Source organism: Pseudomonas sp. PARCl1, assembly GCF_947311875.1.
Lineage (GTDB): Bacteria > Pseudomonadota > Gammaproteobacteria > Pseudomonadales > Pseudomonadaceae > Aquipseudomonas > Aquipseudomonas juntendi.
Genome location: NZ_CAMZMX010000014.1, coordinates 60241 through 77936, shown reverse-complemented (window position 1 = coordinate 77936; position 17696 = coordinate 60241). Strand labels below are relative to the sequence as shown.

Annotated in this window: 24 protein-coding genes; 19 read left to right on the top strand and 5 right to left on the bottom strand. The window is 62.1% G+C overall.

Features of this window, described 5'->3' with window-relative positions:
• Positions 1 to 80 precede the first annotated feature (80 nt).
• A complete protein-coding gene (locus QME24_RS10495) occupies positions 81 to 365 on the bottom strand; it encodes a Cro/CI family transcriptional regulator (protein ID WP_223625136.1) in 285 nt (94 codons plus the stop codon).
• 106 nt (positions 366 to 471) lie between these two features.
• Here QME24_RS10495 and QME24_RS10490 point away from each other — a divergent pair, with 106 nt between their 5' ends.
• From QME24_RS10490 to QME24_RS10405, 18 genes are all read left to right on the top strand, one after another.
• Positions 472 to 1251, top strand: a complete 780-nt coding sequence (locus tag QME24_RS10490) for an XRE family transcriptional regulator (RefSeq protein WP_060519585.1) — start codon at positions 472 to 474, stop codon at positions 1249 to 1251.
• A gap of 82 nt (positions 1252 to 1333) precedes the next feature.
• Positions 1334 to 1714: a LuxR C-terminal-related transcriptional regulator gene (locus QME24_RS10485; RefSeq protein WP_223625135.1), complete on the top strand. Its 381-nt coding sequence runs from the start codon at positions 1334 to 1336 to the stop codon at positions 1712 to 1714.
• An 83-nt stretch (positions 1715 to 1797) separates the two neighbouring features.
• Entirely contained in the window at positions 1798 to 2046 is a 249-nt protein-coding gene (locus QME24_RS10480; RefSeq protein WP_232892940.1) for a hypothetical protein, read from the top strand.
• Positions 2043 to 2876, top strand: coding sequence for an SPFH domain-containing protein (locus QME24_RS10475; RefSeq protein ID WP_232892941.1), 834 nt, complete (start codon positions 2043 to 2045; stop codon positions 2874 to 2876). The genes QME24_RS10480 and QME24_RS10475 overlap by 4 nt, the downstream gene beginning before the upstream one ends.
• A 52-nt stretch (positions 2877 to 2928) precedes the next feature.
• Positions 2929 to 3123 carry a carbon storage regulator CsrA gene (gene csrA / locus QME24_RS10470; RefSeq protein ID WP_197896236.1) on the top strand — a complete coding sequence of 65 codons (195 nt, stop codon included), beginning with the start codon at positions 2929 to 2931 and terminating at the stop codon, positions 3121 to 3123.
• Entirely contained in the window at positions 3110 to 3781 is a 672-nt protein-coding gene (locus QME24_RS10465; RefSeq protein WP_232244417.1) for a hypothetical protein, read from the top strand. Before csrA ends, QME24_RS10465 begins: the two co-directional genes overlap by 14 nt.
• On the top strand, positions 3778 to 3927 hold the full coding sequence (locus tag QME24_RS10460) for a hypothetical protein (protein WP_012313218.1): 150 nt from the start codon (positions 3778 to 3780) through the stop codon (positions 3925 to 3927). The genes QME24_RS10465 and QME24_RS10460 overlap by 4 nt, the downstream gene beginning before the upstream one ends.
• Positions 3918 to 4607, top strand: coding sequence for a hypothetical protein (locus QME24_RS10455; RefSeq protein ID WP_232892942.1), 690 nt, complete (start codon positions 3918 to 3920; stop codon positions 4605 to 4607). Before QME24_RS10460 ends, QME24_RS10455 begins: the two co-directional genes overlap by 10 nt.
• Positions 4604 to 5338, top strand: coding sequence for a hypothetical protein (locus QME24_RS10450; RefSeq protein WP_232892943.1), 735 nt, complete (start codon positions 4604 to 4606; stop codon positions 5336 to 5338). The genes QME24_RS10455 and QME24_RS10450 overlap by 4 nt, the downstream gene beginning before the upstream one ends.
• Positions 5335 to 5865: a hypothetical protein gene (locus tag QME24_RS10445; protein WP_232892944.1), complete on the top strand. Its 531-nt coding sequence runs from the start codon at positions 5335 to 5337 to the stop codon at positions 5863 to 5865. Before QME24_RS10450 ends, QME24_RS10445 begins: the two co-directional genes overlap by 4 nt.
• Positions 5862 to 6590, top strand: coding sequence for a metallophosphoesterase (locus QME24_RS10440; protein WP_110678087.1), 729 nt, complete (start codon positions 5862 to 5864; stop codon positions 6588 to 6590). The genes QME24_RS10445 and QME24_RS10440 overlap by 4 nt, the downstream gene beginning before the upstream one ends.
• Before the next feature lie 2 nt (positions 6591 to 6592).
• Positions 6593 to 6727, top strand: coding sequence for a hypothetical protein (locus QME24_RS10435; protein ID WP_256598634.1), 135 nt, complete (start codon positions 6593 to 6595; stop codon positions 6725 to 6727).
• Positions 6724 to 7251 carry an ead/Ea22-like family protein gene (locus QME24_RS10430; protein WP_110678085.1) on the top strand — a complete coding sequence of 176 codons (528 nt, stop codon included), beginning with the start codon at positions 6724 to 6726 and terminating at the stop codon, positions 7249 to 7251. Before QME24_RS10435 ends, QME24_RS10430 begins: the two co-directional genes overlap by 4 nt.
• Before the next feature lie 187 nt (positions 7252 to 7438).
• Positions 7439 to 8629 carry a tyrosine-type recombinase/integrase gene (locus QME24_RS10425; RefSeq protein WP_110678083.1) on the top strand — a complete coding sequence of 397 codons (1191 nt, stop codon included), beginning with the start codon at positions 7439 to 7441 and terminating at the stop codon, positions 8627 to 8629.
• 36 nt (positions 8630 to 8665) lie between these two features.
• Positions 8666 to 10453 (top strand): N-acetylglutaminylglutamine amidotransferase, encoded by a 1788-nt coding sequence (locus tag QME24_RS10420; RefSeq protein WP_054881869.1) that lies wholly within the window; start codon positions 8666 to 8668, stop codon positions 10451 to 10453.
• A gap of 3 nt (positions 10454 to 10456) precedes the next feature.
• The gene (gene ngg / locus QME24_RS10415) at positions 10457 to 12202 is read left to right on the top strand and encodes an N-acetylglutaminylglutamine synthetase (RefSeq protein ID WP_009682070.1); all 1746 of its coding nucleotides are present in this window, start codon (positions 10457 to 10459) and stop codon (positions 12200 to 12202) included.
• Between the two features lie 67 nt (positions 12203 to 12269).
• A complete protein-coding gene (locus QME24_RS10410; RefSeq protein ID WP_232892946.1) occupies positions 12270 to 13454 on the top strand; it encodes an osmoprotectant NAGGN system M42 family peptidase in 1185 nt (394 codons plus the stop codon).
• Positions 13455 to 13899: 445 nt separating this feature from the next.
• Positions 13900 to 14127 (top strand): YheU family protein, encoded by a 228-nt coding sequence (locus QME24_RS10405; protein WP_009682864.1) that lies wholly within the window; start codon positions 13900 to 13902, stop codon positions 14125 to 14127.
• Here the strand turns inward: QME24_RS10405 and QME24_RS10400 are convergent.
• Positions 14124 to 14306 (bottom strand): carbon storage regulator, encoded by a 183-nt coding sequence (locus QME24_RS10400; RefSeq protein ID WP_029885890.1) that lies wholly within the window; start codon positions 14304 to 14306, stop codon positions 14124 to 14126. The genes QME24_RS10405 and QME24_RS10400 overlap by 4 nt on opposite strands.
• 120 nt (positions 14307 to 14426) lie before the next feature.
• Positions 14427 to 15236 (bottom strand): SDR family oxidoreductase, encoded by an 810-nt coding sequence (locus tag QME24_RS10395; protein ID WP_281690838.1) that lies wholly within the window; start codon positions 15234 to 15236, stop codon positions 14427 to 14429.
• 195 nt (positions 15237 to 15431) lie between these two features.
• Here QME24_RS10395 and QME24_RS10390 point away from each other — a divergent pair, with 195 nt between their 5' ends.
• The gene (locus QME24_RS10390) at positions 15432 to 15584 is read left to right on the top strand and encodes a DUF3309 family protein (protein WP_009682861.1); all 153 of its coding nucleotides are present in this window, start codon (positions 15432 to 15434) and stop codon (positions 15582 to 15584) included.
• A 62-nt stretch (positions 15585 to 15646) separates the two neighbouring features.
• On the opposite strand, the gene QME24_RS10385 is transcribed toward QME24_RS10390, so the two are convergent.
• Both QME24_RS10385 and QME24_RS10380 read right to left on the bottom strand, forming a co-directional pair.
• Positions 15647 to 17311: a cation acetate symporter gene (locus tag QME24_RS10385; RefSeq protein WP_009682860.1), complete on the bottom strand. Its 1665-nt coding sequence runs from the start codon at positions 17309 to 17311 to the stop codon at positions 15647 to 15649.
• The gene (locus QME24_RS10380) at positions 17308 to 17619 is read right to left on the bottom strand and encodes a DUF485 domain-containing protein (RefSeq protein ID WP_009682859.1); all 312 of its coding nucleotides are present in this window, start codon (positions 17617 to 17619) and stop codon (positions 17308 to 17310) included. Before QME24_RS10380 ends, QME24_RS10385 begins: the two co-directional genes overlap by 4 nt.
• Positions 17620 to 17696: the final 77 nt, after the last annotated feature.

Below are 17696 nucleotides of genomic sequence, written 5' to 3'. Positions count from 1 at the left end.
AGAAGCTCAGCTCAGGCTGGGCTTTTTTGTGGGCGGTCGAAAATCTCAGCCGCTCAGCAAAAACAGGGTTGGGGAAGACTTCATGTAGGGGCCTGCATAGCACTGGATGAAAAAACAGGTACTTTAGGACCTGATTCGATAGTTCCTGCGGAGCTATTCTGTGGGCATGCAGACGAACTGCCTCGACGCTGTCCAGGGAATGGCTTTTCCTCCACCGCTGAAATTTCCCCGGACGCGGTTACAACTACAAAAATCGAACGGCCTTCTCGGATAGCCTTGCTCAAGGCTCCTTGGGTCATACCAAGCTTGGTAGCCGTCCAGGCATGCCGCTTGGCTGCGTATTCAGCAAGAGGGGTGCGCTGCACAGGGTTACTCCGTAGCTCTGACTTTCACAAATAGTGCTTGCGGGATTTTTTAAAGTCAATGCTGGCGGCATTGGAATTTCAGTGCCGCCAGCCATATGGTGAGCTGATGAAAAAGAAAGAACTCTCCCCGGAAGCACTAGCCGAATGCGCAGCCCTCAAGAAAATTTTCATGGAGAAGCGCAAGGAGCTGGGGCTAACTCAAGAAAAGGCCGCCCAGATCCTCGGCATGAATCAGGGGTCGTTGAGTCATTACTTGAACGGCAGGAACGCCCTAAATCTCCATTTCTCGCTTGCGATCGCTTCGCTCTTGGAGGTTCCCGTGAGCTCTTTCTCCAAAAAATATGGAGAAATGCTGAGCGGCCCAGGGGTTGAGCAGATGGCGCTGGATGCATTCAAGGGTTATCGATCAAGCCCGGCTGGAGAAAAAGCTTTCCAGTACGCGGTTGATACAAACGTTGAAGAGGCGAATGCCCCTTATCGACAGGCAAGGAGCTACCCATTGATAAGCTGGGTTTCTGCAGGAGAGCGCTCAGAGTCTCCAAACTACCTTGCACCAGGGGATGGCTCGGATTTCCTGGTGAGCACTGAGAACGCAGGTGAGCATGGTTTTTGGCTTACTGTAAAAGGGCCGTCAATGACAGGACCTGGTGCAACCAGCTTTCCCGAGGGAACTCGAATCCTCGTCAGGCCTGAAGGATTCGATCTCATTAGCGGAAAATACTACGTTGCACGACATACAGACGGCGAAATGACGTTCAAGCAATATGTCTCCGACGCGGGGGCGCGCTATCTCGCCCCGCTTAATCCAGCCTTTAGAACTGTCGAAATGGACAGCGATTGGGAGATCATCGGGCGCGTCGTTGATGCAAAAATCCCAGGGCTGTAAAAAATAATCCCGCAAGGATTGACACAAATAAATCCCGCAAGCACTATTGCTCCATCTTCAACGAAGCATGGAGCATCACCTCATGGAATTTGTCACTTGTGGATCGTGGCGCGGCATTCTCGGTCAAGGCTTGGCTGAACGAGAGCTGTCTTGCTTGGTGGCCGTAGCTGCCGGCCACACTGACAAAGAGATCGCGCAGCGCGACGGTCTTTCTCCTCGCTCCATCAAAGGCCGCATTGAAGCAGCCATGCACAAGCTTGGCGTTTACAAGCGTCCAGCCCTTGTAGCTGAAGCCATGCGCCGCGGACTTATCTCTCCAATGATTCTCGCTCTGTGCGCCATCCTGGTCGGACATTCGATTGTTGGCATTGATGAATTCACCCGCATCCGCCGTTCCGGCGAGCGCAAGGTTGCCGAGACCCGTATTCAACGGCGCGCTGAGTGCGCCTTGGCGGTGGCGTGACGCTACCCGCCTGACCTGATCCAACCCTGACTTTTGCGAAAGCCAACAAACGCGGCGGGCCTTTGCTCGCCCTGGAGAAAGTGATGAAGCACCCATCAATCAGAACGCTAGACCTGCTGATCAACCTGATCTGCGCATTCCTGTACCTGGTCGTTTCGCTGGCCGTACTGCGCTTCATCGCACCGGCCCTGATCAGCAGCGAGTCGGACGGCCTGGTGATCATCGGTTTTGCACTGGTCGTCATCTGGCTGATCGCGTCCATCACCCTCGCCTACCACCTTTTCAACAAGCGCCGTGCTCCTGCGGCAATCACCAAAGAGGAAGACCAATGAAGCGTTTACTCGCTGCTGTATCGCTGTGTGCTATCGCCGTCCTGGGCGGGTGCTCGAAGGTTCCGGCCGGCAATGTCGGGGTCATCGTCAACCTGTACGGCTCGGAGAAAGGGGTTGAGCTCAAGGAGGTCGGTACCGGCAAGTACTGGGTCGGCATCAACGAAGAGCTGTACCTTTTCCCGACGTTCACCCAGACCGAAACCTGGACCGGTGCCGAAACAATCACGTTCCAGACCGTCGAGGGCATGAAGGTTGGCGGCGACGTGGGCATCACCTATGCCGTCGCGCCGGACAAGGTCACCACCCTGTTCCAGAAATACCGCGCCGGCATCGACGAGATCACCAATAAATTCCTGCGCAACATGGTGCGTGACGCCTTCAACGACGTGGCTTCGACCCTGCCTGTAGAAAGCGTGTATGGCGCAGGCAAGGCCGACTTGCTCACCGCAGTGGAGAAACGCGTCCGTGCCCAAGTGGCGCCGATCGGGATCAACTTGGAGCGCATCTACTACGCCTCCGACCTTGCACTACCACCGCAGGTCACTGCCAGCCTGAATGCCAAGATCCAGGCCACGCAGATGGCCGAACAGCGCCGTAACGAGGTTGCCCAGGCCAAGGCTGAGGCCGACAAGGAACGAGCGCGGGCCCAGGGTGAGGCCGACGCCAAGCTGCTGATTGCCCAGGCCGATGCAAAGGCGATCGAGGTGCGCGCCCAAGCTCTGCGAGCCAACCCCGATGTAGTGACCCTCAACGCGGTCGAGAAGTGGGACGGCAAGCTGCCGACCTACACCGGCGGTCAGGCCCCTCTCCCCTTCATCGGCGTCAAGTAAGGCCAATGGGGTGGTGATGGGCACCACCCCTAACCCACACAAGGAGTACCACATGCTTATCCTCACCCGCCGCGTAGGCGAAACCATCCGCATCAACGACGACATCAGCGTTACCGTGCTGGGCGTCAACGGCATGCAGGTTCGCCTGGGCATTGAAGCGCCTGAAGGCGTGGCCGTGCACCGCCAGGAAATCTACGAGCGCATCCAGGAGCAGAAGAAACAGGAGACTGGCCATGACGCTGCCTGATCGAATCAGCCTGGTGCTGAAAGCGCCAGAGGGCGGCAGCCTGGAGCAGGTTCAGCCTTTCGCCCTGCTCGGGGCCCACGTCTCCATCGGTCGCGGTTTGGCGGTAATCGCCGGCGCCAGCCTGGGCGACCTGCAGAACGATGTCGAGGTGCTCAACGAAGCACTGGCCGTGGACAAGCACCTGGCTCTGGCTTCTCCGGAGATGGCAAACCTGCTCAAGCGAATTGACGTGAAAGTAGGTGGCTTGATGGCCGTCGCCGGGCACGGGATGGCACCAAGCGAGGAAATGTGGGCAGAGGCGGAAGATGCTTTGGCCGAGATTGAGTTGGTGCTGAACCTGTCACAGGGCCGGCCCGCAGCACCTTCACATCTGATAAACGGGGCACCGACTAAGAAATTTAGTGAACAAGCTGAAAAAAATGCTCCCCCATCAGTTTCAGCTCCAGATTTCGACATCGATGAGCACGTCCGCATGGCTGCCGATGCCCGCCGGTATCGCTGGCTGCGTAATCGCGAGCGCATCGAAGATCCTGACGAGGACCTGCTGGTGGTTCGCGGCGACAACTGGTTCTCTGCTGAAGAGCTGGATCAGGAGATCGACACCGCCCTGCGCCTGGAGGCCTTGCAGCAGCAGGTGGTGCAGGAGCAGCAGCCATGAACCAGGCCGGCCTCCTTCTGCTGCTGTGGGATGCCCTGCAGCACCGTGAAACCACCTTTGGCCAAGTCATCGACCTTTCCACGGCCTGCGGCTTGGACGGGCGACGGGTGCTGGCCGATCACTTTCGGGGGTTCCCATGCGAATGAAACCTGAGCATGCCCGCCGGCTGCTTGAGCTGGCCAACCGTGGCAACGTCGAGCCGTTGATTTCCCTGATTATCGCTCGACGCGCTGCTCGCCATATGTGCGCCGAGCGTGAGCACGACCATGCCTACTACGCCGAGCAGATCAAGGTGGCTAGCACGGGCCTGCCGTTCACCGCAAGCAAGGTGAAAGAGCTAGAGGCGCAACGTGAAGCTCGTCGCAAGAGTCGTCGGAATAATTTCCTGGTGATCGCGGACTGGCTCCTGCGTGCCGACGACTACCTGACCATCGTGCACGGCCTCGACACCATCCTCGATGTCCTGTCGGTCAATCCAGTGCATAGAGCTGAGGCTGCCGAGTATGCCGCCGAAGCCAGGGGCACGCTTTCTGGGGTGGCGTTCGTGGCCGGGCTGGAGGACAGCGCCAGCACGAAGTCTGGGCGAAAAGAGCCTGACTTCAAGAACGGCCCGCTATTCAACGCCTGCATGCGCCAGTTCGAGCAGATGCTGCTGGACAACCCAGGCGCCCTGCCCGATCCGTTTGCACCTGACGGACCGTTCTACGGCATCCCTACCTACACCCAAATGCCCGACGGCTCCATGGTGAGGAATTCGCCAACGGTGACGGTGCATGACGCCGAGGGCAGTCGAGTAGTTACGGGCAAACCGAGGATTGCAAAATGACCAAGCGTCGTTCAATCAACCCCGCCGCCCTCCCCGCCGTTAGCCAGCCGCTTGGTGGTGGCTTCTTCGCCGGGCGCCTGTTCTTCGACGGCGCCGAGCACGCGGTTATCGATGCAGGCCGGGACTTTGAAGTCGCCGCACACTGGTGGCAGGAGGAAGGCCCGCGCCCACGCATCCGTGGCGCCACGTCCCGCTTCGACGGAATGGCCAACACCCAAGCCATGGCCGCCGAGGGCAGCGCTATTGCCCGCAAGGTTCTGGGCATGAACATCCGTGGCACTTGGGGCTGGCACATCCCCTCCATCGAGGAGCTGCAGGTGCTGCGCTGCAATCTCTTGCAGCTTCCAGAATGGGGTCACGACGGATCGTACACAGTCAGGGGCGCGGCCCAGGCGTTTGGCCTTAGCGAGTACTGGACCAGCAGTCAGAAGTCGAACGCAGCAACTGCCTGGTGCCTTCACATGCTGCCCTGGTGCGTGCCCGATACGAACTGGGTGAGCAAGTGCAAGGGCATCAGGCCGGTGCGCACCTTGCTGATCAGCCAGGAGGCTTTCGTCCACGCTCCGTCGACCGATACGGCCGTGCCCAGCGCCGATTTGCGTGGCCTGGCCAATCAGCAGGCAGTGGCCACCGTTCTGGAGCGGTTCGTGAACGAGGACGCCGGGAAGTTCTACGGGCGGGCCGATGCGCTGGTGGCTGAATTGGCGGCGCTGGCGGGAGGTCAGGCATGAGCATTGTATTGCAGGGTCACAAGCTTAATCAGCGCCAGCTGGACGCTATTACACCGATCATGAACGACTTCATGCACGGGAAGATCAAGGGCAAGAAGAAGCTCGAACAGGCTTGCGCCAAGGCGCTTGAGGCTGCTGGCTGCGCGCTTGGCTATGACACATCAATGCCTGGCGGTGATGCCACGGTCGAGCAGCGGGCCGCTGCCTGGATGCGTGACGGCGACGTAGGTATGTCATCGCGGGCGATTCACGACCACATGCTTGGCGTCCCCGCCCGTGATGGTTACGCCGCCCCTGCCGACCCGGATGACCTCAACCGCTGCATCAAGCTGCTTGAGCTGATCCCCGAGTGGAAACCGCGCATGGGCGAGATGGCTCAGCGCGGGGAGCAGTGGGTAGGGCTGGCCGGCAACTGGGGCGAGATCTGCAAGTGCTTCCTTGATGAAGTCGGGTTGGACTGGTGCAAGGGTAATCGCGCTCCAAAGACTTACCTGCTGATGAAGCAGGCGATGGAAGAGCGGACATGATCAAGCACTTCCAGATCAACACCGCTGGCCGCGACTTCGCCGTTGGTGATATCCACGGCCACTTCACCCGACTGCAACGCGCCCTGGACTTGGTCGGGTTCAATCCTGCCGCTGATCGGCTGTTCTCGGTGGGCGACCTGGTCGATCGTGGGCCTGAGTCGGACCAGGTAGACGCCTGGCTGTCCAAGCCATGGTTTCATGCGGTGCGCGGCAACCATGAGCAGATGGCCATCGACGCCTACCGGCTTGACCCTGATGGCCGTGCAGGTGGGGACCACCTTGCCAACGGCGGCGCTTGGCTCTACGCCAGATCGTCAATTGGGCAAGGCTGCTACGTGCAACTGCTGGCCGACCTGCCGCTGATCATCGAGGTTATGACGCCGCAGGGGTTGGTGGGCATCGTGCACGCTGACTGCCCGCTGCCGACCTGGACCATGCTGCAGGACTGGGCCAAGGGCAATATGCCAGGCCTGCGCAACGTCGAAGAGGCAGTTCAGTGGTCGCGGAGCAGGATCACCCATGAGCAGCACCATGGGGTTGGCTGCGTCCGCGCCGTGGTGGTGGGCCACACCCCTGTTCGGCGCCCGGCTGTCTTGGGCAACGTGTACCACATCGACACCGGCGGCTGGATGGATGGCCACTTTACGCTGCTGAACCTGCACACCCTGCAGGCTCACCCGCCGATTGATCCGAAGCTGAGCTGGGACTGGGAGGATAGACCGTGACCATGAACGAACTCCGCTGCCAGCACTGGAGCCGCTGCTACGCCGCTGGCCTTGCGCGCGGCCTGAGCCACGATCAGGCGAAAGTATTGGCTGATGCGGCCATGTCCAACTTCAACCGTCGGTGGGCGATGTCATGAAAATAGATCGAGATAAGCTGAGGGCGCTGGCCCAAGCCGCTACTGGTGGCCAGTGGGTCACAGAGGGTGAGTACATCAATGAGCACGGCCATCTCCTGTACGCCTACGTTGCACATGAGAAGAGCGGGATGATCGCGGAGGCATTCGCTAACTGCCGGGTTAAGACGGACGAAGAGTGCCGGGCCAATGCGGCTTTCATTGCCGGCGCCAATCCGGCAAATGTTCTCGCCCTCCTGTCGGAGATGGATGCGTTGCATGCGCGGGCTGCCTACTGGCGCCAGCGCGCCAAGAGCGCCGAGGGGCATCTGTACTGCGGCGACTTCCAGGCGGCTTGCAGCGAGGTCCACCGCGCAAGCAGCTTCGCGGACACACCTTTCGATCAGTTGGACGATCGGCAGAAGGCCAAGATCAGTTCGGTGGTCGGTGCGGTGCTGCGTGCGGTGAATGCTCAGCGCGACCGGCGTCGGCCTGCTGACGTGACAGTTCAGCGTGACAAACAAAACCTGACGCATCAGGAGGAGTAGCGATGGCAGCAGCAGAGAATCTGCCCGACGAACAGGCACAAGACAAGGTCACCGAAAAGCGGATGGGCGAGTTGGTTGGGTGCACAGCGAAGGCGCTTCAACGCAAGCGCGAGAAAGGCATCATCCCCAGCTGGGTGTGGATGAAGATCAACGGCAGGATCATGTACAGCAGAAGGAGATATGACGAATGGATCGAAAGCCTGTGGACCTGCCGGCCGGAGTCGAGCTTGTCGGGCGCTCTATCCGAATCCGGTTCACCTGGAACAAGAAGCGTTGCTGCGAGACGCTCCCCCTCCCTCAGACCGCGAAAGGGATCGCAGCAGCCGCGAGTCTACGTGCTCAAGTAAGAGGACTGGACAAGCTCGGCGCCTTGACCCCAGACAAGTACGTCGAGCTGTTTCCGAACACTCGCAGCGTTGCAGTCGTCGAGCAGACTGCGCCCATCTTCTTCGACTACGCCCAGGACTGGCTGAACAGCTTGCAGATCGTCGAAGGCACCCGCAAAAACTACAGGTCTGCTCTACAGGTCTACTGGGTTCCTTACCTGGCTGAGATGCCGATCGACACGATCACCTCAGTAAAGCTGCGCAAGATCATGAACGACATTAAGTGGACCTCCCCTGTCCGGCGCAAGGGCGTGGTGGGGCTCCTCGTGTCGATCTTCCAGCAGGCAGTTGCGGACGAACTGATCGTCAGAAATCCCGCCCTGTCCATTCCCGGCGCGAAGGTTCCGAAGCGCGAGGTCGACCCGTTCACCAAGGATGAGGCCGATTCGATCATTGCTCACCTGACCGAAACGACGAGCGGCATGACCGCCATTTACGCCGCCTATTTTGAGTTCTGTTTCTACACCGGCATGCGCCCAGGAGAGGTGATGGCTCTGCGCTGGAGCGAGATTGATCGCCGCGCCAGGACCGCCAACGTGTGCCGTATCCAGATACGCGGAGTCATCCAGGATCGCACCAAAACGAAGCGCTCGAGGAAAGTTCTGTTGAACGATCGGGCCATGCATGCGCTCGAAAAAGCCAGACCGCTCACCGAGGCTCGTTCAGATTACGTGTTCGCGCCCAGTGGGACGGGAGACCGGTCGGAGATGTTCATTCGCTCCGAGACGAGTCAAAAACGCTACTGGCTGGCGACCCTGCGGAAACTCGGCATCAAGCGCCGCAGGATGTACGACACGCGCCACACGTACGCGACCATGTGCCTGATGGCCGGCATGAACCCGGCATTCATCGCCGCGCAACTCGGGCACAGCGTGCAGGTGCTGCTCTCCACCTATGCCAAGTGGATCAGCTCGCCCAACGACTGGGCTGAGCTTGAGAAGCTGAAAATGTTGGAAAGTGGTACAAAAGTGGTACGAGCTAAGAGCCAGTAGCGCCAAGAGTGCCGAAACTCAAAGGGTCTACGTTGTATGTGCGGATTAGCAGGAGAGTTACGTTTCACCCCCATCGGCCAAGCGCCACGCCCAGCCGACCTGGCTGCGGTAGAGCGCATTACCCATCACCTGGCGCCACGCGGCCCGGATGCCTGGGGCTTCCATAGCCAGGGCCCCATAGCCCTCGGCCACCGCCGCCTGAAAATCATGGACCTGTCCGACGGCTCGGCGCAGCCCATGGTCGACAACACTCTGGGCCTGTCCCTGGCGTTCAACGGTGCCATCTACAATTTCCCCGAGTTGCGCCAGGAGCTGCAGGCCCTGGGCTACCAGTTCTGGTCGGACGGCGACACCGAAGTGCTGCTCAAGGGCTACCACGCCTGGGGTGCGGCGCTACTGCCGAAACTCAACGGCATGTTCGCCCTGGCCATCTGGGAACGCGATAACCAACGTCTGTTCCTGGCCCGCGACCGCCTGGGCGTCAAGCCGCTGTACCTGTCACGCAACGGCGAGCGGCTGCGTTTTGCCTCGACCCTGCCAGCGCTGCTCAAGGGCGGCGACATCGACCCGATGCTCGACCCGGTGGCGCTCAACCACTACCTCAACTTCCATGCCGTGGTGCCGGCACCGCGCACCTTGCTGGCGAACGTGCAAAAGCTGGAACCCGGCACCTGGATGCGTATCGACCGCCACGGCGAAATCGAGCGCCAGACCTGGTGGCAACTGCAATACGGGCCCAACGCCGATGAGCGTGAGCTGGACCTGGAAGGCTGGACCACCCGCGTACTGGACGCGACCCGCGAAGCCGTGGCCATCCGCCAGCGTGCCGCCGTGGACGTGGGCGTGCTGCTGTCCGGCGGTGTCGACTCCAGCCTGCTGGTCGGCCTGCTGCGCGAAGTCGGTGTGGACGACCTGTCGACCTTCTCTATCGGCTTTGAAGATGCCGGCGGCGAGCGCGGCGACGAGTTCCAGTACTCCGACCTGATCGCCAGGCACTACGGCACGCGCCACCACCAGTTGCGCATTGCCGAGCACGAAATCATCGACCAGCTGCCTGCCGCCTTCCGCGCCATGAGCGAGCCGATGGTCAGCCACGACTGCATCGCCTTCTACCTGCTGTCGCGGGAAGTGGCCAAGCATTGCAAGGGCGTGCAAAGCGGCCAGGGCGCCGACGAACTGTTCGCCGGCTACCACTGGTACCCGCAGGTGGACGGCGCCGACGATGCCTACACGGCATACCGCAACGCCTTCTTCGACCGCAGCCACGACGAGTACCGCGATACCGTACAGGCGCCATGGTTGCTGGATACCGATGCCGCTGGCGATTTCGTGCGCGAGCATTTCGCCCGCCCCGGCGCGCCGCAGGCGGTGGACAAGGCCTTGCGCCTGGACAGCACCGTGATGCTGGTCGACGACCCCGTCAAACGGGTCGACAACATGACCATGGCCTGGGGCCTGGAAGCACGCACCCCGTTCCTCGACTACCGCCTGGTAGAGCTGTCGGCACGCGTTCCGGCGCGCTTCAAGCTGCCAGACGGCGGTAAACAGGTGCTCAAGCAAGCCGCACGGCGGGTGATCCCGCATGAAGTGATCGACCGCAAGAAGGGCTACTTCCCGGTACCGGGCCTGAAGCACCTGGAAGGCGCCACACTGGGTTGGGTACGCGAGCTGCTGACCGACCCCAGCCAGGACCGTGGGCTGTTCAACCCAGCCATGCTCGACCGCCTGCTTAGCAACCCGCACGGCCAATTGACGCCACTGCGCGGTTCCAAGCTGTGGCAACTGGCAGCATTGAACCTGTGGCTGAGCGAACAAGGACTCTGACCGATGAAACCCCACGAAATCGCCTACGGTCAGCGCCTGCTGCGTGGCCAGGCGCCGTCCTACGAGCGCCTGCAGGCGCGCCTGGCCGGCGACGGCAGCCAGCCCCACCAACAGCCGCGTGCCGTGCACTGCGGCTGGGGCCGGCTGCTGATTGGCCACACCTATGCCGAGCCGGCCGACCTGGCCGACGACCTGTTGGGCGAATGCCCAGGCGAACGCGATATCGCGCTGTATGTGGCAGCACCACAGCAGGTGCTGGCGCAGGCGCCACAACAGTTGTTCCTCGACCCATCCGACACCCTGCGCCTGTGGTTCACCGATTACCGGCCAGCCCAGCGGGTATTCCGCGGCTTTCGCGTGCGGCGGGCGCAGAACCCGGCTGACTGGCAGGCCATCAACACCTTGTATCAGGTGCGCGGGATGCTGCCGGTCGATGCCGACTTGCTCACCCCTCGGCACCTGGGCGGCCCGGTCTACTGGCTGGCTGAAGACGAAGACAGCGGCGCGGTGATCGGCAGCGTCATGGGCCTGAACCATGCCAAGGCTTTCGATGACCCCGAGAACGGCAGCAGCCTGTGGTGCCTGGCAGTCGACCCGCACTGCACCCGCCCCGGCGTGGGTGAAGTGCTGGTGCGCCACCTCATCGAGCACTTCATGAGCCGTGGCCTGGCCTATCTCGACCTGTCGGTGCTGCACGACAACCGCCAGGCCAAGCGCCTGTACCAGAAGCTCGGCTTTCGCAACCTGCCCACCTTCGCCGTCAAGCGCAAGAACGGCATCAACGAGCAACTGTTCCTCGGCCCCGGCCCACAGGCCGACCTCAACCCCTATGCACGCATCATCGTCGACGAGGCATTGCGCCGCGGCATCGAGGTACAGGTGGATGACGCCGCCGGCGGGCTGTTCACCCTCAGCCTGGGCGGCCGGCGCATCCGCTGCCGAGAGTCGCTCAGCGACCTGACCAGCGCCGTGACCATGACCCTGTGCCAGGACAAGCGCCTGACCCAGCATGCCCTGCGCACTGCCGGGCTGCAGGTGCCGGCGCAACAATTGGCCGGTAATGCCGACGATAACCTGGCCTTTCTCGACGAGCATGGCGCGGTGGTGGTCAAGCCCGTTGACGGCGAACAAGGCCAGGGCGTAGCGGTAAACCTGACCTGCATCGACGACGTGACCCAGGCGGTCGGCCATGCCCGCCAGTTCGATAGCCGGGTGTTGCTGGAAAGCTTCCATGCCGGCCTCGACCTGCGCATCGTGGTGATCGGCTATGAAGTGGTGGCGGCCGCCGTTCGCCACCCGGCCCAGGTGCTGGGTGACGGCAAGCACAGTGTGCGCCAGTTGATCGAGGCCCAAAGCCGTCGTCGCCAGGCCGCTACGGCGGGTGAAAGCCGTATCCCGCTGGATGAAGAAACCGAACGTACCCTGCGCGCTGCTGGCGTGGGTTACGACGACGTGCTGCCACCCGGCCAGCGCCTGGCCGTGCGGCGCACCGCCAACCTGCACACCGGCGGCACCCTGGAAGACGTTACCGCCCGCCTGCACCCGGTGCTGGCCGACGCAGCCGTGCGCGCTGCGCGGGCGCTGGAAATACCGGTGGTCGGGCTGGACTTCATGGTGCGTGATGCCGAACAGCCCGAGTACGTGATCATCGAAGCCAACGAGCGCGCCGGCTTGGCAAACCACGAACCGCAGCCAACGGCCGAGCGTTTCATCGACCTGCTGTTCCCGCATAGCCGGCCTTTGGCGTAAACCAGTGCCGGGCTCTTCGCGGGTTCATTCGCGAAAAGGCCGGCACAGGAGCAAGGAGTATTCAACCATGTCCGAGCGACATCCCGAACCCGATCTCGAATACCTCAAGCGCGTGCTGCTGGAGATGCTGGCCATCCCCAGCCCGACCGGTTTCACCGACACCATCGTGCGCTACGTGGCCGAACGCCTGGACGAACTGGGCATCCCCTTCGAGCTGACCCGTCGCGGCACCATTCGCGCGACCTTGAAGGGCCGGCAAACCTCGCCCGACCGCGCCGTATCCGCGCACCTCGATACCATCGGCGCCAGCGTGCGCCAACTGCAGGACAACGGCCGGCTGGCCCTGGCGCCGGTTGGCTGCTGGTCCAGCCGCTTCGCCGAGGGCAGCAGGGTCAGCGTGTTCACCGACACCGGCGTGTTGCGCGGCAGCGTCCTGCCGCTGATGGCCAGTGGGCACGCCTTCAACACCGCCATCGACCAGATGCCGGTGAGCTGGGAACACGTGGAAGTCCGCCTGGACGCCTATTGCGCCACCCGCGCCGATTGCGAGGCGCTGGGGGTGAGCATTGGTGACTTCGTGGCCTTCGACCCACTGCCCGAGTTCACAGACAGCGGCCACATCAGCGCCCGTCACCTGGATGACAAGGCCGGTGTCGCGGCGCTGCTCACCGCGCTCAAGGCAGTGGTGGAGAGCGGCCAGCAACCGCTGATCGACTGCCACCCGCTGTTCACCATTACCGAGGAAACCGGGTCGGGCGCAGCGGGTGCCCTGCCTTGGGACGTCAGCGAGTTCGTCGGCATCGACATTGCCCCGGTGGCGCCGGGGCAAGCCTCCAGCGAGCACGCCGTGAGCGTGGCCATGCAGGACTCGTCGGGCCCCTACGATTACCACCTGTCGCGGCACTTGCTGAAACTGGCCGGCGACCGCGACCTGCCCGTACGCCGCGACCTGTTCCGCTACTACTTCAGTGACGCCCATTCGGCGGTAACGGCCGGACACGACATTCGCACCGCGCTGGTGGCGTTCGGCTGCGATGCCACCCACGGCTATGAGCGGACGCACATCGACAGCCTGGCGGCCCTGAGCCAGTTGTTGTCGGCGTACCTGCTCAGCCCGCCGGTGTTTGCCAGCGATTCACAGCCGGCCAATGCCTCGCTGGAGCGCTTCAGCCACCAGCTGGAACACGATGCGCAGATGGAGAGCGACACGCGCGTGCCGGCGGTCGACAGCCTGGTCGGTAACAAGGGCTGAGGCCTTGGGGCCGCTTTGCGGACCATCGTCGGCAAGCCAACTCCCACGGGGATCGCATCAGGGCAGACAGGTGTTTGCCACAAGGTATGCAGCGCCTGTTAGAGCGAGCGCCGCCCGCGCGATGCTTGCGCGCGAACGCCTTGGTGCATGCCTCAATATCGCGCCGTACAAACACGGCGGCCGCGCGCGCCTGTCACAGGCGTTACTGGCCCGAAACAAACGTAGGAGCGAGCGCAGCTCGCGATTGCGCCGCGCGGGCGGCGCTCGATCTCACAGGCGCTGAAGATGCTCCGGCTACCCTTGCCAGGAACCATAGAATCTCCCACAGCTCAAAAATTGCACGGTCGTTGAGGTGCGCCCTTGTGTCGCGATGGGCCGCAACGCGGTCCCCAAAGCCCCAATGTTTCGCGTAGCATGCCCCCACCGTAACCCGAGACACCGCCCCATGCTGATCCCTTACGAGCAACTGCAAGCCGAAACACTGACCCGCCTGATCGAAGACTTCGTCACCCGCGACGGTACCGACAATGGTGACGATACCCCGCTGGAAACACGGGTACTGCGGGTACGCCAGGCATTGGCCAAGGGCCAGGCCTTCATCCTGTTCGACCCCGAAAGCCAGCAGTGCCAGTTGCTGGCCAAGCATGACGTGCCGCGGGAACTGCTCGACTAGCCGGTCTCGGCTTTCTTGGCTTCCTTGATGCGCTTGTACACCTCGGACCGGTGCACCGGCACTTCCCGTGGGGCATCCACGCCAAAGCGCACCACCCCGTCACGGGTTTCGACCACCACGAGGCGGATGTTCTCACCGATCATGATGACCTCGCCCACTTCGCGCCCTATCACCAGCATGTTCCGGTCCTCCTGCACAAGGTAAAACCGGAGACTGCATCGTCAGGATCAGGCTACTCAATAGCTCCGCAGCGATTCAGAAGCGCCCTACATCTACTGGTAATTCGCCCTACAGATATTTCATCGCGAAACCGCTTTGGCACGCATTTTCACGGCCATTTCGGCCATTTCCTGGTAGAGCCGCTCGGGGGCTTGCCGCTTCAATTCCCAAGCCTGCCGCCCGGCCTCATGCGGCATAATCAGGAACTCGCCAGCAGCGACCTGCCGGTGGATGTAGTCGGCAATGTCCGCCGCATTGATCGGCGACCCTTCCAGCAACTTGCCGACCTGAGCCTTCATGGCCGGGTTCGGGCCGCGGAACGAGTCCAGCAGATTGGTCTGGAAGAACGACGGGCACACCACATGCACCGCCACCTCCACCTGGCGCAATTCCACCAGCAGGCTCTCCGACAGCGCCAGCACGCCGGCCTTGGCGACGTTGTAGTTGCTCATGCCCGGCCCCTGCATCAGGGCGGCCATCGACGCGACGTTGATGATGCGCCCCTTGCTGCGCTCCAGCAGGGGCAGGAAGGCCATGCAGCCCTTGACCACGCCCATCAGGTTGACGGCGATCTGCCAGTCCCAGTCTTCCAGCGACAGCTCGGCAAAGAACCCGCCCGAGGCAACCCCGGCGTTGTTGACCACCACGTCGATGCCACCGAACTGCTCGGTACAGGCCTGGGCCAGGGCTGTGAGCTGGCTGTAGTCGCGCACGTCGCAGCGCTGGACGAAACCCTCACCGCCGGCCGCACGGGCCAGGTCCAGCGTTTCGCGCAGGCCGCCTTCGTTGACATCGGCCAGCGCTAGGCGCCACCCCTCACGTGCCCAACGCAGGGCAATTTCGCGCCCGAGGCCTGAGCCGGCTCCGGTAATCATGATGCGGTTGTGCATGGTGGCTGGCCCTGTCTCGTTGAGGTATGAAACGAGTCTAAACAAGGGCCTGGCCAACTGCAGGGTTCATCAGGGTAGTGAATGTGGGGGCATGAACCGGCACAAAATGGAATCTTTCACATTGCCCACCAGTCCGAACTTACAAGAGGCCGGCAACCCGAGGCCCTTGACCCCTAACCACGCAAGGACACGTACATGACCACGATCCTCATCATCATCCTGATTCTTCTGTTGATTGGTGGCTTACCGGTCTTCCCACACTCGCGCAGCTGGGGCTACGGCCCGTCCGGCATCGTCGGCGTGGTACTGGTGGTCCTGCTGGTGTTGTTACTGCTGGGCAGGATCTAGACGCGCCACGCCAGGCATAAAAAAACCGCGCTTCGGCGCGGTTTTTTTATGGGCGGGCGGGCTCAGTGCGACACAGCGCCTGAAGCCCCCAGGCCAGTCTGCGAACGGACGAACTGCGGGAAGAACAGCGCGCGTTCGTTTTCTGCGGCCTTGGACTTGTCGGTGACCGAGAAGAACCAGATGCTGACGAAGGCAATGGCCATCGAGAACAGCGCGGGGTACTCGTACGGGTAGATCGGCTTTTCATGGCCCAGGATCTGCACCCAGATGGTCGGGCCAAGGATCATCAGCGTCACTGCGCTGACCAGGCCCAGCCAGCCGCCGATCATGGCGCCACGGGTGGTCAGCTTTTTCCAGTACATCGAAAGCAGCAGGACCGGGAAGTTGCAGCTGGCGGCGATGGAGAACGCCAGGCCGACCATGAAGGCGATGTTCTGCTTCTCGAACAGGATGCCCAGGCCGATCGCCAGTACGCCGAGGGCGACGGTGGTGATCTTCGACACGCGGATCTCGTCCTTGTCGTTGGCCTTGCCCTTGCGCCACACGCTGGCGTACAGGTCGTGGGACACTGCCGAGGCGCCCGCCAGGGTCAGGCCGGCGACCACCGCCAGGATGGTGGCGAACGCCACTGCCGAGATGAAGCCGAGGAACACGCTGCCACCCACGGCATTGGCCAGGTGCACCGCGGCCATGTTGTTGCCGCCCAGCAGCGCGCCGGCGGCGTCCTTGAAGTCAGGGTTGGTGCTGACCAGCAGGATGGCGCCAAAGCCGATGATGAAGGTGAGGATGTAGAAGTAGCCGATGAAGCCGGTGGCGTACAGCACGCTCTTGCGGGCTTCCTTGGCGTCACTGACGGTGAAGAAGCGCATCAGGATGTGCGGCAGGCCGGCCGTACCGAACATCAGCGCCAGGCCCAGGGAGAACGCCGAGATCGGGTCTTTGACCAGGCCGCCCGGGCTCATGATGGCCTCGCCCTTGGCGTGCACCTTGATCGCTTCGGAGAACAGCGTGTTGAAGTCGAAGCCCACGTGTTTCATCACCATCAGCGCCATGAAGCTGGCACCGGACAGCAACAGCACGGCCTTGATGATCTGTACCCAGGTGGTGGCCAGCATGCCGCCGAACAGCACGTACAGGCACATCAGGATACCCACCAGGATCACCGCCACATGGTAGTCCAGGCCGAACAGCAGCTCGATCAGCTTGCCGGCACCGACCATCTGCGCGATCAGGTAGAACGCTACCACCACCAGCGAGCCGGAAGCCGACAGGGTGCGGATTTCCTTTTGCCCGAGGCGGTACGAAGCCACGTCGGCGAAGGTGTACTTGCCCAGGTTGCGCAGGCGTTCGGCAATCAGGAAGAGAATGATCGGCCAGCCGACCAAGAAGCCGATCGAGTAGATCAGGCCATCGTAGCCAGAGGTGAACACCAGTGCGGAAATGCCCAGGAACGAGGCTGCCGACATGTAGTCGCCGGCAATCGCCAGGCCATTCTGGAAACCGGTGATCTTGCCGCCGGCGGCGTAGTAGTCCGACGCCGACTTGTTGCGCTTGGAGGCCCAGTAGGTAATGCCCAGGGTGAAGGCGACGAACGCCACGAACATGGCGATGGCAGAGACGTTCAGCGGTTGCTTCTGCACCTCGCCGGTCAGGGCATCGGCGGCCCACACGGCGGGTGCGAAGGCTCCGCAGGCCAGTATGGCCAGGGCTTTGGCGTGGCGAATCATTGTTGCGCCTCCTTCAGGATGGCCTTGTTCAGCTCATCGAACTCGCCGTTGGCGCGGCGCACGTAGATGGCGGTAAGGACGAATGCCGAGACGATCAGGCCGACGCCGATGGGGATACCCCAGGTGATCGACGACTCAGGGCTGAGCTTGGCGCCCAGTATGTGAGGACCGTAGGCAATGAGGAGGATGAAAGCGCAGTACAAGCCGAGCATGATCGCCGAGAGGATCCAGGCGAACCGTTCGCGTTTGCTGACCAGCTCCTTGAAGCGAGGGCTGTTTTGTATCGAGAGGTAAATGCTGTCGTTCATTGTTTTTGTCCTAGCAGCACAAGTAGGGAAACACCCACACCCTTACTTTATGCTGCCGATGGACGCCAACCAGACGA

Coding starts and splice junctions, on each gene's coding strand:
- QME24_RS10490 (WP_060519585.1), top strand. CDS start 472: ATGAAAAAGAAAGAACTCTCCCCGGAAGCACTAGCCGAATGCGCAGCC.
- QME24_RS10485 (WP_223625135.1), top strand. CDS start 1,334: ATGGAATTTGTCACTTGTGGATCGTGGCGCGGCATTCTCGGTCAAGGC.
- QME24_RS10480 (WP_232892940.1), top strand. CDS start 1,798: ATGAAGCACCCATCAATCAGAACGCTAGACCTGCTGATCAACCTGATC.
- QME24_RS10475 (WP_232892941.1), top strand. CDS start 2,043: ATGAAGCGTTTACTCGCTGCTGTATCGCTGTGTGCTATCGCCGTCCTG.
- csrA (WP_197896236.1), top strand. CDS start 2,929: ATGCTTATCCTCACCCGCCGCGTAGGCGAAACCATCCGCATCAACGAC.
- QME24_RS10465 (WP_232244417.1), top strand. CDS start 3,110: ATGACGCTGCCTGATCGAATCAGCCTGGTGCTGAAAGCGCCAGAGGGC.
- QME24_RS10460 (WP_012313218.1), top strand. CDS start 3,778: ATGAACCAGGCCGGCCTCCTTCTGCTGCTGTGGGATGCCCTGCAGCAC.
- QME24_RS10455 (WP_232892942.1), top strand. CDS start 3,918: ATGCGAATGAAACCTGAGCATGCCCGCCGGCTGCTTGAGCTGGCCAAC.
- QME24_RS10450 (WP_232892943.1), top strand. CDS start 4,604: ATGACCAAGCGTCGTTCAATCAACCCCGCCGCCCTCCCCGCCGTTAGC.
- QME24_RS10445 (WP_232892944.1), top strand. CDS start 5,335: ATGAGCATTGTATTGCAGGGTCACAAGCTTAATCAGCGCCAGCTGGAC.
- QME24_RS10440 (WP_110678087.1), top strand. CDS start 5,862: ATGATCAAGCACTTCCAGATCAACACCGCTGGCCGCGACTTCGCCGTT.
- QME24_RS10435 (WP_256598634.1), top strand. CDS start 6,593: ATGAACGAACTCCGCTGCCAGCACTGGAGCCGCTGCTACGCCGCTGGC.
- QME24_RS10430 (WP_110678085.1), top strand. CDS start 6,724: ATGAAAATAGATCGAGATAAGCTGAGGGCGCTGGCCCAAGCCGCTACT.
- QME24_RS10425 (WP_110678083.1), top strand. CDS start 7,439: ATGGATCGAAAGCCTGTGGACCTGCCGGCCGGAGTCGAGCTTGTCGGG.
- QME24_RS10420 (WP_054881869.1), top strand. CDS start 8,666: ATGTGCGGATTAGCAGGAGAGTTACGTTTCACCCCCATCGGCCAAGCG.
- ngg (WP_009682070.1), top strand. CDS start 10,457: ATGAAACCCCACGAAATCGCCTACGGTCAGCGCCTGCTGCGTGGCCAG.
- QME24_RS10410 (WP_232892946.1), top strand. CDS start 12,270: ATGTCCGAGCGACATCCCGAACCCGATCTCGAATACCTCAAGCGCGTG.
- QME24_RS10405 (WP_009682864.1), top strand. CDS start 13,900: ATGCTGATCCCTTACGAGCAACTGCAAGCCGAAACACTGACCCGCCTG.
- QME24_RS10400 (WP_029885890.1), bottom strand. CDS start 14,306: ATGCTGGTGATAGGGCGCGAAGTGGGCGAGGTCATCATGATCGGTGAG.
- QME24_RS10395 (WP_281690838.1), bottom strand. CDS start 15,236: ATGCACAACCGCATCATGATTACCGGAGCCGGCTCAGGCCTCGGGCGC.
- QME24_RS10390 (WP_009682861.1), top strand. CDS start 15,432: ATGACCACGATCCTCATCATCATCCTGATTCTTCTGTTGATTGGTGGC.
- QME24_RS10385 (WP_009682860.1), bottom strand. CDS start 17,311: ATGATTCGCCACGCCAAAGCCCTGGCCATACTGGCCTGCGGAGCCTTC.
- QME24_RS10380 (WP_009682859.1), bottom strand. CDS start 17,619: ATGAACGACAGCATTTACCTCTCGATACAAAACAGCCCTCGCTTCAAG.